This window comes from Streptomyces sp. 3-6 (genome assembly GCF_056323165.1).
Map to the genome: position 1 here is coordinate 129,877 of NZ_JBWHZP010000002.1, position 14,263 is coordinate 144,139.

At 73.5% G+C, this 14,263-nt stretch carries 11 protein-coding genes; 3 read left to right on the plus strand and 8 right to left on the minus strand.

Features of this window, described 5'->3' with window-relative positions; translation table 11 throughout:
- Window positions 1–158: 158 nt before the first annotated feature.
- From AC02VZ_RS04760 to AC02VZ_RS04780, 5 genes are all read right to left on the minus strand, one after another.
- A complete protein-coding gene (locus tag AC02VZ_RS04760; RefSeq protein WP_476474594.1) occupies window positions 159–2,288 on the minus strand; it encodes a 3-hydroxyacyl-CoA dehydrogenase NAD-binding domain-containing protein in 2,130 nt (709 codons plus the stop codon).
- Entirely contained in the window at window positions 2,285–3,502 is a 1,218-nt protein-coding gene (locus AC02VZ_RS04765; protein WP_432058894.1) for a thiolase family protein, read from the minus strand. The genes AC02VZ_RS04760 and AC02VZ_RS04765 overlap by 4 nt, the downstream gene beginning before the upstream one ends.
- Before the next feature lie 194 nt (window positions 3,503–3,696).
- Window positions 3,697–4,986, minus strand: a complete 1,290-nt coding sequence (locus tag AC02VZ_RS04770) for an HRDC domain-containing protein (RefSeq protein ID WP_432058895.1) — start codon at window positions 4,984–4,986, stop codon at window positions 3,697–3,699.
- A 174-nt stretch (window positions 4,987–5,160) separates the two neighbouring features.
- On the minus strand, window positions 5,161–5,823 hold the full coding sequence (locus AC02VZ_RS04775; protein WP_006130493.1) for a helix-turn-helix transcriptional regulator: 663 nt from the start codon (window positions 5,821–5,823) through the stop codon (window positions 5,161–5,163).
- Window positions 5,824–6,627: 804 nt separating this feature from the next.
- On the minus strand, window positions 6,628–7,302 hold the full coding sequence (locus AC02VZ_RS04780; protein WP_432058896.1) for a DUF3000 domain-containing protein: 675 nt from the start codon (window positions 7,300–7,302) through the stop codon (window positions 6,628–6,630).
- A 191-nt stretch (window positions 7,303–7,493) separates the two neighbouring features.
- On the opposite strand from AC02VZ_RS04780, the gene hemE reads away from it, so the two are divergent.
- Entirely contained in the window at window positions 7,494–8,561 is a 1,068-nt protein-coding gene (gene hemE, locus AC02VZ_RS04785) for a uroporphyrinogen decarboxylase (RefSeq protein WP_432058897.1), read from the plus strand.
- 368 nt (window positions 8,562–8,929) lie between these two features.
- On the opposite strand, the gene AC02VZ_RS04790 is transcribed toward hemE, so the two are convergent.
- Window positions 8,930–9,325 (minus strand): RidA family protein, encoded by a 396-nt coding sequence (locus AC02VZ_RS04790; protein ID WP_476474595.1) that lies wholly within the window; start codon window positions 9,323–9,325, stop codon window positions 8,930–8,932.
- 137 nt (window positions 9,326–9,462) lie between these two features.
- On the opposite strand from AC02VZ_RS04790, the gene AC02VZ_RS04795 reads away from it, so the two are divergent.
- Together AC02VZ_RS04795 and AC02VZ_RS04800 are read left to right on the plus strand one after the other, a co-directional pair.
- Window positions 9,463–10,437 carry a helix-turn-helix transcriptional regulator gene (locus AC02VZ_RS04795; protein ID WP_476474596.1) on the plus strand — a complete coding sequence of 325 codons (975 nt, stop codon included), beginning with the start codon at window positions 9,463–9,465 and terminating at the stop codon, window positions 10,435–10,437.
- 275 nt (window positions 10,438–10,712) lie between these two features.
- Complete coding sequence (locus AC02VZ_RS04800; protein ID WP_476474597.1) at window positions 10,713–11,069, plus strand: hypothetical protein; 357 nt, start codon at window positions 10,713–10,715, stop codon at window positions 11,067–11,069.
- A gap of 345 nt (window positions 11,070–11,414) precedes the next feature.
- On the opposite strand, the gene AC02VZ_RS04805 is transcribed toward AC02VZ_RS04800, so the two are convergent.
- Together AC02VZ_RS04805 and AC02VZ_RS04810 are read right to left on the minus strand one after the other, a co-directional pair.
- Window positions 11,415–12,815 (minus strand): FAD-dependent oxidoreductase, encoded by a 1,401-nt coding sequence (locus tag AC02VZ_RS04805; protein WP_432058114.1) that lies wholly within the window; start codon window positions 12,813–12,815, stop codon window positions 11,415–11,417.
- 225 nt (window positions 12,816–13,040) lie between these two features.
- Window positions 13,041–14,129, minus strand: a complete 1,089-nt coding sequence (locus AC02VZ_RS04810) for a DUF4349 domain-containing protein (protein ID WP_432058115.1) — start codon at window positions 14,127–14,129, stop codon at window positions 13,041–13,043.
- Window positions 14,130–14,263 lie beyond the last annotated feature (134 nt).

A 14,263-nucleotide genomic window follows, 5' to 3' on the forward strand; every position in this document is an offset into this window, starting at 1 on the left:
CGCGGGCTCCGGAGGACCGACCCGGCGCGTCCGCGGACGACAAACCGACGAGAAGCCCACGACAGGGCGACGACAGGCCGACGACAAAGGGGCGGGCCGCACGGATGGTCTCCGTGCGGCCCGCCCCTCACTGCCGGGTGCGGCTCAACGCCGCGGGGTCACGCCGGGACGCTCGCCACGCCCGGGGCGAGGAACCGCTTGCCGTTGACCCGCTCGGACACGCCCTCGCGGTCCAGGTACGGCGTGATGCCACCCAGGTGGAACGGCCAGCCGGCGCCGGTGATCAGGCACAGGTCGATGTCCTGCGCCTCGGCGACGACACCCTCGTCGAGCATGAGCCCGATCTCCTGCGCCACCGCGTCCAGCACCCGCGCCCGCACCTGCTCCTCGGTGAGGACGGTGTCGCCCTGCTGCAGCAGCGCGGCGACCTCGGGGTCCAGCTCCGGCTTGCCGCTGTCGTAGACGTAGAAGCCGCGCTTGCCGGCCTCGACGACCCGCTTGAGGTTCGGGGAGACGGTGAAGCGCTCCGGGAAGGCCCGGTTGAGCGTCTCGGAGACGTGCAGACCGATCGCCGGCCCGACCAGCTCCAGCAGCACCAGCGGCGACATCGGCAGACCGAGCGGCTCGACGGCCTTCTCGGCGACCTCGACCGGGGTGCCCTCGTCGATGACGTTCTGGATCTCGCCCATGAAGCGGGTCAGGATGCGGTTCACCACGAACGCCGGGGCGTCCTTGACCAGCACCGCGGTCTTCTTCAGCTTCTTGGCGACACCGAACGCGGTGGCCAGCGAGGCGTCGTCGGTCTGCTCGCCCCGCACGATCTCCAGCAGCGGCAGCACCGCGACCGGGTTGAAGAAGTGGAAGCCGACGACCCGCTCGGGGTGCTTCAGCTTCGACGCCATCTCCGACACGGACAGCGAGGAGGTGTTGGTGGCGAGGATCGCGTGCGCCGGGGCGACCGCCTCGACCTCGGCGAACACCTGCTGCTTGACGCCCATCTCCTCGAAGACCGCTTCGATGACGAAGTCGGCGTCCGCGAAGCCCTCGGCCTTGTCCAGCACACCGGTGACCAGGGCCTTGAGGCGGTTGGCCTTGTCCTGGTTGATCCGGCCCTTGCCGAGCAGCTTGTCGATCTCGGCGTGGACGTAGCCGACGCCCTTGTCGATGCGCTCCTGGTCGATGTCGGTCAGCACGACCGGTACCTCCAGGCGGCGCAGGAACAGCAGCGCGAGCTGGGAGGCCATCAGACCGGCGCCGACGACACCGACCTTGGTGACCGGGCGGGCCAGGCTCTTGTCCGGGGCGCCCGCGGGGCGCTTGCCGCGCTTCTGCACCAGGTTGAACGCGTAGATGCCGGACCGCAGTTCGCCGCCCATGATCAGGTCGGCGAGCGCCTGGTCCTCGGCGTCGTAGCCCTTCTGGAGGTCACCGTCCTTGGCGGCGGCGATGATGTCCAGGGCGCGGTAGGCGGCGGGGACCGCGCCGTGCACCTTGGAGTCCGCGATCGCGCGGCCGCGGGCGACGGCCTGGTCCCAGCCCTCGCCGCAGTCGATCACCGGGCGCTCCACCGCGATCTCGCCCTTGAGGACGGCCGCGGTCCAGATCAGCGACTGCTCCAGGAAGTCCGCGCCCTCGAAGATCGCGTCCGCGATGCCGAGTTCGTGGACCTGCTTGCCCTTGAGCTGCTTGTTCTGGTTCAGGCTGTTCTCGATGATCACCGAGACCGCCTTGTCGGCGCCGATCAGGTTCGGCAGCAGGGTGCAGCCGCCCCAGCCCGGCACCAGGCCGAGGAAGACCTCGGGCAGGGAGAACGCGGGCAGCGCCGCGGACACCGTGCGGTACGTGCAGTGCAGACCGACCTCGACGCCACCGCCCATGGAGGCGCCGTTGTAGTACGCGAAGGTCGGCACGGCCAGCTTCGACAGCCGCTTGAAGACGTCGTGGCCGCCCTTGCCGATGGCCAGCGCGTCCTCGTGGCGCTTCAGCAGCTCGACGCCCTTGAGGTCGGCGCCGACCGCGAAGATGAACGGCTTGCCGGTGACGCCGACGCCGACGATGTCGCCGTCCGCGGCCTCCTTCTCGACCTGGTCGATCGCGGCGTCGATGTTCGCCAGCGACTGCGGGCCGAGCGTGGTCGGCTTGGTGTGGTCGTGACCGTTGTCCAGCGTGATCAGCGCGAACCGGCCCGCGCCCAGCGGCAGGTCGAAGTGGCGTACGTGCGCCTGGGTGACGACCTCGCCGGGGAACAGCTCGGCCGCACCCTTCAGAAGCTCTGCGGTGGTGCTCACTTGTCCCCCTCGAAGTGCGGGTTCTCCCAGATGACCGTGGCGCCCATGCCGAAGCCGACGCACATGGTGGTGAGGCCGTAGCGGACCTGCGGCTGCTCCTCGAACTGGCGGGCCAGCTGCGTCATCAGCCGGACACCGGAGGAGGCCAGCGGGTGGCCGAAGGCGATGGCGCCGCCGTACTGGTTGACGCGCGCGTCGTCGTCGGCGATGCCGTAGTGCTCCAGGAACGCCAGCACCTGGACGGCGAAGGCCTCGTTGATCTCGAACAGGCCGATGTCGGAGATCGACAGCCCGGCCTGGGCGAGGGCCTTCTCGGTGGCCGGGATCGGGCCGTAGCCCATGACCTCGGGCTCGACGCCCGCGAAGGCGTAGGAGACCAGGCGCATCTTCACCGGCAGGTCGTGCTCGCGGGCGAAGTCCTCGGAGGCGATGAGGGAGGCGGTGGCGCCGTCGTTCAGGCCGGCCGCGTTGCCCGCGGTGACCCGGCCGTGCACGCGGAACGGCGTCTTGAGGTTCGCCAGGTTCTCCAGCGTGGTGCCCGGACGCATCGGCTCGTCGGCGGTGACCAGGCCCCAGCCGGTCTCACCGGCCTCCTCGTTGGTGCGGCGCACCGAGACCGGCACCAGGTCGGCCTGGATCTTGCCGTTGGCGTACGCCTTGGCGGCCTTCTCCTGGGAGCGGACCGCGTACTCGTCGGCGCGCCGCTTGGTGATGCTCGGGTAGCGGTCGTGCAGGTTCTCCGCGGTCATGCCCATGAACAGGGCGGACTCGTCGACCAGCTTCTCGGAGACGAACCGCGGGTTGGGGTCGACGCCCTCGCCCATCGGGTGGCGGCCCATGTGCTCGACACCGCCCGCGATGGCGACGTCGTACGCGCCGAAGGCGACCGAACCGGCGACCGTGGTGACGGCGGTCAGGGCGCCGGCGCACATGCGGTCGATGGAGTACCCGGGGACCGAGGTGGGCAGGCCGGCCAGGATCCCGGCCGTGCGGCCGATGGTCAGGCCCTGGTCACCGATCTGCGTGGTCGCGGCCACGGCGACCTCGTCGATCTTCTTGGGGTCGAGACCGGGGTTGCGGCGCAGCAGCTCCCGGATCGCCTTCACGACGAGGTCGTCGGCGCGGGTCTCGTGGTAGATGCCCTTCGGGCCCGCCTTGCCGAACGGGGTGCGGACGCCGTCGACGAAGACGACGTCCCTGACGGTACGAGGCACGATTGGCTCTCCTCCAGGGTGCGGGATGGCACTGCTGCGAACGCCGGCACTGAGCGCGCGCTCAGGCCCATGCTACTTGTGGGTAACGTAGCTGCCCAGTCCCGCTGCTCCAAGCGGCGAAGGTCACACCCGCGCGGCGGACGCGCCGCGGCCCCCGGACGGGAGCGCGGCGACTGCGCGTCCTTCGCTCGCGGCTACGCGTCCTTCGTTCTCAGCGCGTCCACCAGGACCGGGGTCACCAGCTCCACCTGCCACGGGCGGGCGCCGTGCCCGGCGAGGGCGGCGCCCACGGACCCGGCGTCCACGTCCGCCGGGGGCTCCCAGCAGACCCGGCGCACCGTGTCCGGCGTGATCAGGTTCTCCTGCGGCAGGTTGAGCCGCTCGGCCAGGGCCGTCACACCGGCCCGCGCCGCGGACAGGCGGGCCGCGGCGGCCGGGTCCTTGTCCGCCCAGGCGCGCGGCGGCGGGGGACCGTTCACCGGCTGGCCCGGCTGGGGCAGCTGGGACTCGCTCAGCGCCTTCGCCCGGTCGACGGCCGCCTGCCACTGCTCCAGCTGGCGCCGGCTGGTGCGCTGCCCGAAGCCGTTCAGCGCGCCGAGCGCCCGGGCGTCGGCGGGCAGGGCGAGGGCGGCCTCGACGATGGCGGAGTCGGAGAGCACCTTGCCCGGGGAGACGTCCCGGCGCCGGGCGATCCGGTCCCGGGCCTGCCACAGCTCCCGCACCACGGCCATCTGACGGCGCCGGCGCACCTTGTGCATCCCGGAGGTGCGCCGCCACGGGTCCTTGCGGGGCTCGGGCGGGGGAGCGGAGGCGATGGCGTCGAACTCCTGCCGCGCCCACTCCAGCTTGCCCTGGCGCTCCAGCTCCTTCTCCAGCGCGTCCCGCAGGTCGACGAGGAGTTCGACGTCGAGGGCGGCGTAGCGCAGCCACGGATCGGGCAGCGGGCGGGTGGACCAGTCGACGGCGGAGTGGCCCTTCTCCAGGACGTAGCCGAGCACGTTCTCCACCATGGCGCCGAGACCCACCCGGGGGAACCCGGCCAGGCGTCCGGCCAGCTCGGTGTCGAAGAGACCGGTCGGCCGCATCCCTATCTCGCGCAGACAGGGCAGATCCTGGGTGGCGGCGTGCAGCACCCACTCGACGCCCGCCAGTCCTTCGCCCAGACCGGAGAGGTCGGGACAGGCCACGGGGTCGATCAGCGCGGTCCCGGCGCCCTCGCGGCGCAGCTGGACCAGATAGGCGCGCTGGCCGTAGCGGTAGCCGGAGGCGCGCTCGGCGTCCACGGCGACCGGACCGCTGCCGGACGCGAACGCGGCGACCACGTCGGCGAGGGCCGCCTCCTCGGTGACGACGGCCGGGATGCCGTCGCGGGGTTCCAGCAAGGGGATCGGCGCCTCCGTAGCAGAAGATCGGCCGTCGTCCGGAGGGGCGCCTCCGGTGGTTCGCAGTGAGCTGTCTGCTGCGGTGTCGTGGGCGTCGGTCACCTGTCAAGAGTATCCGGGACGCGGCGGAGCCCGCCGACGGAACGTTCCGTCGGCGGGCTCCGGGGGGGTCGGGAACCGGTCAGGGCGGTGAACAGGACGGTGGGGGGAACGCGGGACGGCGGGGAGGGGACCCGGGGGAAGAAGGACGGGAAGGACGGGACGGCGGGGGCGGGGTCAGTGGATGATGCCGGTGCGCAGGGCCACGGCCACCATGCCCGCGCGGTCGCCGGTGCCCAGCTTGCGGGCGATGCGGGCGAGGTGGCTCTTGACGGTCAGCGCGGACAGGCCCATCGAGACGCCGATCGCCTTGTTGGACTGGCCCTCCGCCACCAGCCGCAGCACCTCGACCTCACGGCCGGACAGCTCGCGGTAACCGCCCGGGTGGCTCGGGGCACCCGGGGGGCGGCGGTGCAGCCGCGCGGCGGCGGCACCGATGGGGGCGGCACCGGGACGGGTGGGGAGCCCGAGGTTGGTGCGGGTGCCGGTGACGACGTAGCCCTTCACTCCGCCGGCCAGCGCGTTGCGCACGGCGCCGATGTCGTCGGCGGCGGACAGCGCCAGCCCGTTGGGCCAGCCCGCGGCGCGGGTCTCGGAGAGGAGGGTGAGGCCGGAGCCGTCCGGCAGGTGGACTTCGGCGACGCAGATGTCGCGGGGGTTGCCGATGCGGGGACGAGCCTCCGCGACGGACGAGGCCTCGATCACGTCACGGACACCGAGCGCCCACAGGTGGCGGGTGACGGTGGAACGGACGCGGGGGTCGGCCACGACGACCATGGCGGTCGGCTTGTTCGGGCGGTAGGCGACCAGGCTTGAGGGCTGCTCGAGGAGAACGGACACCAGGCCTCCTGGGGTGCGGGACGGGGCCGGCTCGTGGGGGGTGAAGCCGGGACGAACCGTGCTTTCAAGGTCACAGTCGTCTTCGGCATCGAACCCGGTCTCCTTTAGAAAATGATCACTTTTCAGTGAGTAGTAATCCGTTCAATTCGGACACACTGTCGATCATTCGAAGACCGAACGGTTTCGGTCCGCGTCACAACGCTTCCGAAAGTGGCCGTATCGACAAAGTGACGTGCGCGGAGCGACTCGGATGCCTCGGCAGGGAAGAACGTGGAGGGAGGCCCTCGGGGACGGATGAACGGCTGGGAGGGATCGGAGGGAGGGGAGGGAGGGTCCTCGGGGGTGGACCTGGGGAGCCCGTCGGGGATGGACCTGAGGGAGCCCCCGGGGCGGGCCGGGTCCCGCCCGTAGGGGATGGGCGGGAGGGGACCTTCGGGGACGGCTCGGGGGAGTTCGGCGGGGGCGGACGGGAAGCCGACCTCCGGCGACGCGGCTCGGGGAAGCCCGTCGAGGACGGACCGGAAGGACCCCCCTCGGGGACGGACCAGAAGGAGACCTCCGGTGACGGCCCTGGGGAGCCCGCGTCGGGGACGACGGACCGGAAGGGAAGGGGCCCCCTCGGGGACGGCTCGCGGGAGCCCGTCCGGGACGACCGGGCCGGAAGGGGCCCTCGGGGGACGACTCGGGGGAGCCCGTCCGGGACGAACTGGACGGGAAGGGACCCCTCAGGGGCGGATCGGAGGAGGGAGCCGCCGTGGACGCACGGACGGACGGGAAGGAGACCTCCGGCGACGGGCCGGAGGATCAGTGCGACTGGGGTCCCCTGCGCTGTGGGAGGGTCACCACCGAGGCGTCCCCCGACGCGGCCGGCGGCAGCCCCGCCACCTGGGCCAGCAGGTCGCACCACGACACCAGGTGGGTCGCGGTGTCCGGCACTCCGCCCCGGCCCTCCCACGGGGTCCACGAGGCGCGGATCTCGATCTGCGAGGCCGGCGGACGCTCCGACAGGCCCCCGAAGTAGTGCGAGCCGGCCCGCGTGACCGTGCCGCTCGGCTCGCCGTACGACAGGCCGCGCGCCGACAGCGCCCCGGTCAGCCAGGACCAGCACACCTCCGGCAGCAGCGGGTCCGCCGCCATCTCCGGCTCCAGCTCGGCGCGCACCAGGGTCACCAGCCGGAAGGAGCCCTGCCAGGCGTCGTGCCCCGCCGGGTCGTACAGCAGCACCAGCCGCCCGTCCGCCAGGTCCTCCTCCCCGTCGACCACCGCCGCCTCCAGCGCGTAGGCGAAGGGGGCCAGCCGCTTGGGCGCGGGGGTGGGGTCCACCTCGATCTGCGGCCGCAGCCGCGCGTTGCGCAATCCCTCCACCGCCGCCCGGAAGGGCGGTGGGAGCGCGTTCCCGTGTCCGGGGTCGTCCCCGGTGCCCTTCCCTTCGTCCATTCCGCCAGCGCCGTCCGACAGTCGTCCCTGAGCCGCAGCCATGCCGGGAAGATTAAGGGGAAGCGGGCCCCGGTGCAGGGAGGGACACCCGGCCCGCCGGACGCTGTCCGGATCATGGTCGGCGGGCGGTCGACGCCCCGGTGGGTGACCGGCCGGCCGACCGGGCGGGTGACCCCGGCCACCCGGGACGCCCGGCGGCCGGACCACCCCCGCGCCATGGGACACTGGCCGGTGTGAGTGCCAACCTGCGCCCGACGGGCGACCAGCCGACTTCGACGTACGACAGTGCCTTTCTCAAGGCGTGCCGGCGTGAGCCGGTGCCCCACACGCCGGTGTGGTTCATGCGCCAGGCCGGTCGCTCACTGCCCGAGTACCGCAAGGTGCGCGAGGGCATCGGCATGCTCGAGTCCTGCATGCGCCCCGACCTGGTCACCGAGATCACCCTTCAGCCGGTGCGCCGCCACCGGGTCGACGCGGCGATCTACTTCAGCGACATCGTCGTCCCCCTCAAGGCGATCGGCATCGACCTCGACATCAAGCCCGGTGTCGGACCGGTCGTCGAGCAGCCGGTGCGCACCCGCGCCGACCTCGCCCGCCTGCGCGACCTCACGCCCGAGGACGTCCCCTACGTCACCGAGGCGATCGGCCAGCTCACCCGCGAGCTCGGCAGCACCCCCCTGATCGGCTTCGCCGGGGCGCCGTTCACCCTCGCGAGCTACCTCATCGAGGGCGGCCCGTCCCGGACGTACGAGAACGCCAAGGCGATCATGTACGGCGACCCGGAACTCTGGGCCGACCTGCTCGACCGCCTCGGGGCGATCACCTCCGCCTTCCTGAAGGTGCAGATCGAGGCCGGCGCCTCGGCGGTCCAGCTGTTCGACTCCTGGGCGGGCGCGCTCTCCCCGGCCGACTACCGCCGCTCGGTGCTGCCCGCCTCGGCGAAGGTGCTCGAGTCCGTGGCCGGCTACGGAGTGCCGCGCATCCACTTCGGCGTCGGCACCGGTGAGCTGCTGGGCCTCATGGGCGAGGCCGGCGCCGACGTCGTCGGCGTCGACTGGCGCGTCCCGATGGACGAGGCCGCCCGCCGCGTCGGCCCCGGCAAGGCGCTCCAGGGCAACCTCGACCCGACCGTGCTGTTCGCCGGCCGGGAGGCCGTGGAGGCGAAGACCCGCGAGGTCCTGGCCCAGGCCGAGGGCTTGGAGGGCCACATCTTCAACCTCGGCCACGGCGTCATGCCGAACACCGACCCGGACGCCCTGACCCGGCTCGTGGAGGACGTCCACACCCGCACCGCGCGCTGACCCACCGACCACCGGGCCGCCCGCGCCCCGGTGGCCGTCCCCGCGCGACCGGTGACGCCCCGTCTGTCCGACGGCTCACGGCGGGCGCGGCAGCGCCCCGGGTACAACTGCGCACCCGCACCGCTCGCCCACGGACCTCGGGCCACTCCCGGCCCGGGGCCCGCGCCGTCCGCCGGCGCCGTTCCGGCCGCGGACCGCCGGGTGAGGGGACTCGGTCCTGGCAGCAGTGGCCGCGTCGCGCACACCGAAGCGCCGGCCTCACCGGTGTGAGGCCGGCGCTCGGTCGCGTCGCTCGGCAGGCGGGTGACCAGCCGCCGGCCGCCCGTGCCGGTTCGACGGGCCCGAGCAGTGGCGAAGGCGGGGTCACGTCACGCGACGGCGGTGCCCTCGAGCTCGATCATCTGACCGGGGATCGCCAGCCGCGTCACACCGAGCATGGTGGTGGTCGGCGCGACGCCGGCGGCTCCCAGGCGGCCCGCCAGCACACCGTAGTGCTGGAAGAGCAGATCGACGTCGGTCGTGTAGACGTTCAGCCGGACGAGGTTGGAGAGGGTCATGCCCGCCTCGGTGAGCACCGCCTCGATGTTGTCGGCGGCCAGCGCCAGCTGCGCGGCCATGTCACCGTCGTGTTCGGGCTTGCCTTCCTTGCTCATCGCCGTCTGGCCCGAGATGTACAGGGTGCGCGAGTGCCCGGAGACGACCTCGCCCTGGTTGAAGCCCATCTCGACCGACCACGACACCGGGTTGACCGCGTTACGTTCCATCGCCGCACCTGCTCCATTCGGTTCACTGACACTGCGTACGCCCATCGCTTCGGCAACCGCCGCGCTCTGACGTCGTGCGACGAACCCTGCCAAGAAAACGTGACATCCTTGGTCATGTATGTCGCTAGGGTTTTCCCATGCGCGCCGACCGGTTGGTTTCCCTGGTCCTGTTGCTGCGTCAGCGAGGCCGGATGACCGCGGAGACACTCGCCCGTGAGCTGGAGGTGTCGACCCGGACGGTGCTGCGCGACATGGAGGCACTCTCCGCCGCGGGGGTCCCGGTCTACGCGGAGCGCGGGCGGCACGGCGGGTTCGCGCTCCTGCCGGATTTCCAGACGGCGCTCACCGGCCTGAACCACGACGAGGCGCTCGCCCTCGTGGTCGCCGGATCACGGCGCGGCGCGCAGCTGTTCGGTCTGGGATCGGCGCTCGCCTCGGCCGTGCTGAAAGTGGTCGACGCGCTGCCCGAGGGGCTGCGGCACACCGCCGCCGGAGCGGCCCAGCGGCTGCTCATCGACCCGGAGACCGACCTCCTCTCGCGTCGCGTGGCCCCCGAGGAGGTCTCCGACTCCATCGCCGCCGAGGTCCGGCGCGCGGTGTTCGCCGGGCACAGACTGCGCATCTACTACGAGGCCGTGGGCCGGCCCCCGAAGTGGCGCACGGTGGACCCGATCGGTCTGGTCACCGTCAGGGACCAGGGCTACCTGCTGGCCAAGCGGGACTCCGAGGACCGCACCTACCGGTTGAGCCGGATTCTGGCAGCCGAGGAGCTCGACGAATCCGCGCAGCGTTCGGACACGGTCGACCTGGACCGGGCCTGGCGCGAACGCAACGTGCGGTTGCGGACCGGCGGCGACAACACCGTCGTGGTGGTCCGCGTGGATCCCGCGCGCCGGGAGCACCTGGTCGCCACCGCCCTGGCGGTCCGCTCCGAGGAGACCGACGAGGACGGCCGGCTCCGGCTGCACGTCGTCTTCCAGGACCCACGGCACGCGGAATGGGCGCTGTGGCAGCACGCCATGGACGCCGAGGTGGAGGCCCCGCAGTGGCTGCGCACCTCCCTGCACCACCGCGCAACGATGATCGCGGCCCGCTACGGGCCACGCACCTGAAAGCTCCGTCCCCCTGCGAGGCCGAACGGGCCCCCGGCCTTGACGCTCGTCCGCGCCACCGGCGAAGGCCAAGCCCTCGCGGCGTCACAGCGCCGTGTCCGAACTCACCGGGAAACCTCGAACGACCACATTCCACCTGTGCCCGGACGACCGTGGGGGAATCCGAAAGCGGGACGGTGCTGAACACCGCCGTCCGGTGGTGCGTATCCCTCCTCGACCGGCCGCGGCACGGGGAAGGTGCCGTGGGGCCGTTGGCCCGACGTGAGGAACAGACGATGAACGACCGTGGTACGGCTGCGATGCACGCGCTGCCCGACGGCGAGGCGGAACTCACGCTCGTCGTGCGGCTGCCCTGGGAGGACGTCGCCCGACTCGGCCAGGAGGCGGGGCGGCTGGCCGCCCAGATGCAGCGGCCGGTGACCCTGGACGAGGCGGTCGGGCACCGCCTGCGGTCCGCGCGGGCCGCCGCCGCGCACGCCAGACCGGCCGGGGAACAGCCGCCGCCCGCAGCGCCCCCGGCGTCGTCCGGGGCGGCACCGGTCGCGTCGTCCGGGTCGGTGTCCTCGCTGCCGTCCCGCCCGCCGTCCGAGCAGGCCCGGCAGGCCATCGAGCGGATCAACGGCTCGGCGTAGCCAGGCCGCCCGGGCCGCCGCTCCCTTTCCGTCCCCGTCGCCGGTGCGGGGCCGCTGGGACGGGCGGGTGCGCCACGTCGACCGTCGGAAGGGGTGGCGCCGGCACTGGTGGGGGAGGACACGGTCCGTGTCAGCGCCGGGGCGCCCGGTCGGCTCGCGCCGTGATGCGGTCCGAGGTGTCGCCGGGCCGCACGGTGGTCCGCCCGAGCCGCGGGCGGGCGGACCACCGGGTGATCCCACGGCGCGTGGCGTCGCAGCGGCCTGCGGGCGGACGCGAAGCCCGTCACCGTGCCGCGCCCGGCTGTCACTGTCCCCTGCCGCGCTCGGCCGAGGTCGCGGGAGCCGTCACCGCCCTCCGGCCCGCACCTTCGACGTGGCCTTCCTCGCCGCCACCTGCACCGGGTCCCAGGTCGGGGAGAACGGCGGGGCGTAGCCGAGGTCGAGGGCGGTCATCTGCTCCACCGTCATCCCGGCCGTGAGGGCGACCGCGGCGATGTCCACGCGCTTGCCCGCGCCCTCCCGGCCGACGATCTGGACGCCGAGCAGGCGGCCGGTGCGCCGTTCGGCCAGCATCTTGACCGTCATGGGGGAGGCGCCCGGGTAGTAGCCCGCCCGGCTGGTCGACTCGATGGTGACGGTCTCGAACCGCAGGCCCACCCGCAGGGCGTCCTTCTCCCGCAGGCCGGTCCGCGCGATCTCCAGGTCGCAGACCTTGCTGACCGCCGTCCCGACCACGCCGGGGAACGTGGCGTAGTCGCCGCCCGCGTTGGCGCCGATGATCTGGCCGTGCTTGTTGGCGTGCGTGCCCAGCGGGATGTGCCGTTCCTGGCCGGAGACCAGGTCGAGCACCTCGACGCAGTCGCCGCCCGCCCAGATGTTCTCCTGGCCGCGCACCCGCATGGACCGGTCGGTGAGGAGCCCGCCGTACCGGCCCAGCGGCAGTCCCGCGGCCCGCGCGAGCTCCGTCTCCGGACGGACGCCGATGCCCAGGACGACGACGTCCGCCGGGAACTCGGTGTCCCCGGTGGCGACCGCCCGGACCGCGCCGTCGTCCCCGGTGAGCAGGCCGGTGACCTCGGCGTCGTTGACCATCGTGATGCCCATGCCCTCCATGGCCCGGCCCACGAGCGTGCCCATGTCCGGGTCGAGGGTGGCCATGGGCCGGCGGCCGCGGTTGACGACCGTCACCTCGTAGCCCCGTTTGATCAGCGCCTCGGCCATCTCGACGCCGATGTACCCGGCGCCCACGACCACCGCGCGGCGGCCCTCGGTGCGGGACAGCGTGTCGAGCAGGGCCTGGCCGTCGTCGAGGGTCTGCACCCCGTGCACCCCGGGGGCGTCGATGCCGGGCAGGTCCGGGCGGATCGGCCGGGCGCCCGTGGCGATCACCAGCTTGTCGTACGACGTCCAGGACTCCGCCCCGGAGTCGACGTCCCGGGCGCGCACCCGCCCCCCGTCGACGTCGATCTCCGTGACCTCGGTGCGCAGGCGCAGGTCGATGTCGCGCGCCCGGTGCTCCTCGGCGGTGCGGGCGATGAGCCGGTCGCGGTCCGGCACGTCGCCGCCGACCCAGTACGGGATGCCGCAGGCCGAGTAGGAGGTGAAGTGGCCGCGTTCGAACGCCACGATCTCCAGTTCGTCCGGCCCCTTCAGTCTCCGTGCCTGCGACGCCGCGGACATCCCCGCGGCGTCGCCGCCGATCACGACCATCCGTTCCCGCGCACCGCGCCCCTGACTCGTGTTCATGCCCCCACGCTACGGCGGCCGGTGCCGGAAGCGGCCGTCGGCTCCGTCCTCGCCGCCCGGCCTCGGGCTCAGCCGCCCCTGCGGGCCCGGCCGGGGCTCAGCCCCACCGGTCCGGCCGCCGCGCCCGGTCCGCCTGCCGTGAACCGCCGGGCGGGTCCTCCCGCCGAACCGCCGGGTTCGGTCTCCGTCTCCCGCCCGGCTCGGTCCTCCGCTTCCCCGCCCGGCTCAGTCCTCGCCGCCCGACTGCTCCGCCCGCTCCGACTGCTCCGACCGCTCCGGTTGCCCGCCGACGCGGGCGACCGGCGGGGCGGTCGGCAGCGGGCCGGGGGCGGCGCCGGCGGGCGTGGGGCGCGGGCGGCGCGGCAGGCGCGGGCGCACGGCCCACCGCCACAGCAGCGCGAGCAGCGCGAGCGCCGCCGCGAACGGCAGGACCGCGCCGAGCCCCACGGCGATCCAGCGCAGCAGGGTGAGGAAAGCGTTCCAGCCGCCCGCGAGCGCGTCCAGGAAGCCGGGGTCCTCGTCCTTCCCGGCCGGCTCCTCCGCCCGGTTCTCCGACAGGGTCAGGGTGAGGGTGGCCAGGCCGGTGCGGTCCTTCAGGGACGCCTGCCGGGCGAGCAGGGCCTCCAGGTCGGCCTGACGGGTGCTCAGCTCCCCCTCCAGGGTGACCACGTCGCTCAGCTTCGTGGCCCGGTCCATCAGCTCGCGCACCCGGGCCACGCTGGCGCGCTGCGTCTTGATGCGGCTCTCCACGTCCACCACCTGGTCGGTGACGTCCTGGGCCTTCGCGGTGCGCCGCACCAGGGTGCCGGTGCCCTCCAGGGCGGACAGCACCTCGGTGTACTCGGCGACCGGCACGCGCAGCACCACGCGGGTCCGCTCGTGACCGTCCCGGTCCCGGTCCGTGGTCTCGTCGCCGATGTAGCCGCCGGCGTCCTCGGTGGTGGTGCGGACCTGTTCCAGCGCCTCGGGGACGTCGTCGACCCGCACGGTCAGGGTGGCCGTGCGGATGACGTGCTGCGCGCCGGCGCGCGGCGGGGCGGTCGACCGGGCGGTGTCGGACGTGCCGCCGGGCGCGCCCTGCCGCGCGCCCTCGGGCGCCGCCTTCTCGTTCGCCCCGGCGTGCGATCCGGCGCCCGCTTCGGTATCTGCCCCGGCGTGCGCCCCCGCGTCGGCCGGTGCGTCGGCGCGCGTGCCGGCGGCGCCGTCCGCACCGCCCCCGTCGTCGCCCGCGCCGCATCCGGTGACGGCGAGGGCCGCGGTGAGCAGGACCCCGGCCAGGGCGTGGGCCGGCCGGGCGGACGTGTGGATGCGCATCTGGTGCTCCCCCTGGGTGGTGATCTCCGACAGTCCTTCGACGCCACCGGGGCCCGGAACGTTTGCCGCCCCCGGTCCCGAACCGGTCCCGAACCGGTCACGGCCGGGACTCGGCAGGGCCACATGGCCCTGGT

Coding starts and splice junctions, on each gene's coding strand:
- AC02VZ_RS04780 (WP_432058896.1), bottom strand. CDS start 7,302: ATGGCTGCGGCTCAGGGACGACTGTCGGACGGCGCTGGCGGAATGGAC.
- AC02VZ_RS04790 (WP_476474595.1), bottom strand. CDS start 9,325: ATGGAACGTAACGCGGTCAACCCGGTGTCGTGGTCGGTCGAGATGGGC.
- AC02VZ_RS04795 (WP_476474596.1), top strand. CDS start 9,463: ATGCGCGCCGACCGGTTGGTTTCCCTGGTCCTGTTGCTGCGTCAGCGA.
- AC02VZ_RS04800 (WP_476474597.1), top strand. CDS start 10,713: ATGAACGACCGTGGTACGGCTGCGATGCACGCGCTGCCCGACGGCGAG.
- AC02VZ_RS04805 (WP_432058114.1), bottom strand. CDS start 12,815: ATGAACACGAGTCAGGGGCGCGGTGCGCGGGAACGGATGGTCGTGATC.
- AC02VZ_RS04810 (WP_432058115.1), bottom strand. CDS start 14,129: ATGCGCATCCACACGTCCGCCCGGCCGGCCCACGCCCTGGCCGGGGTC.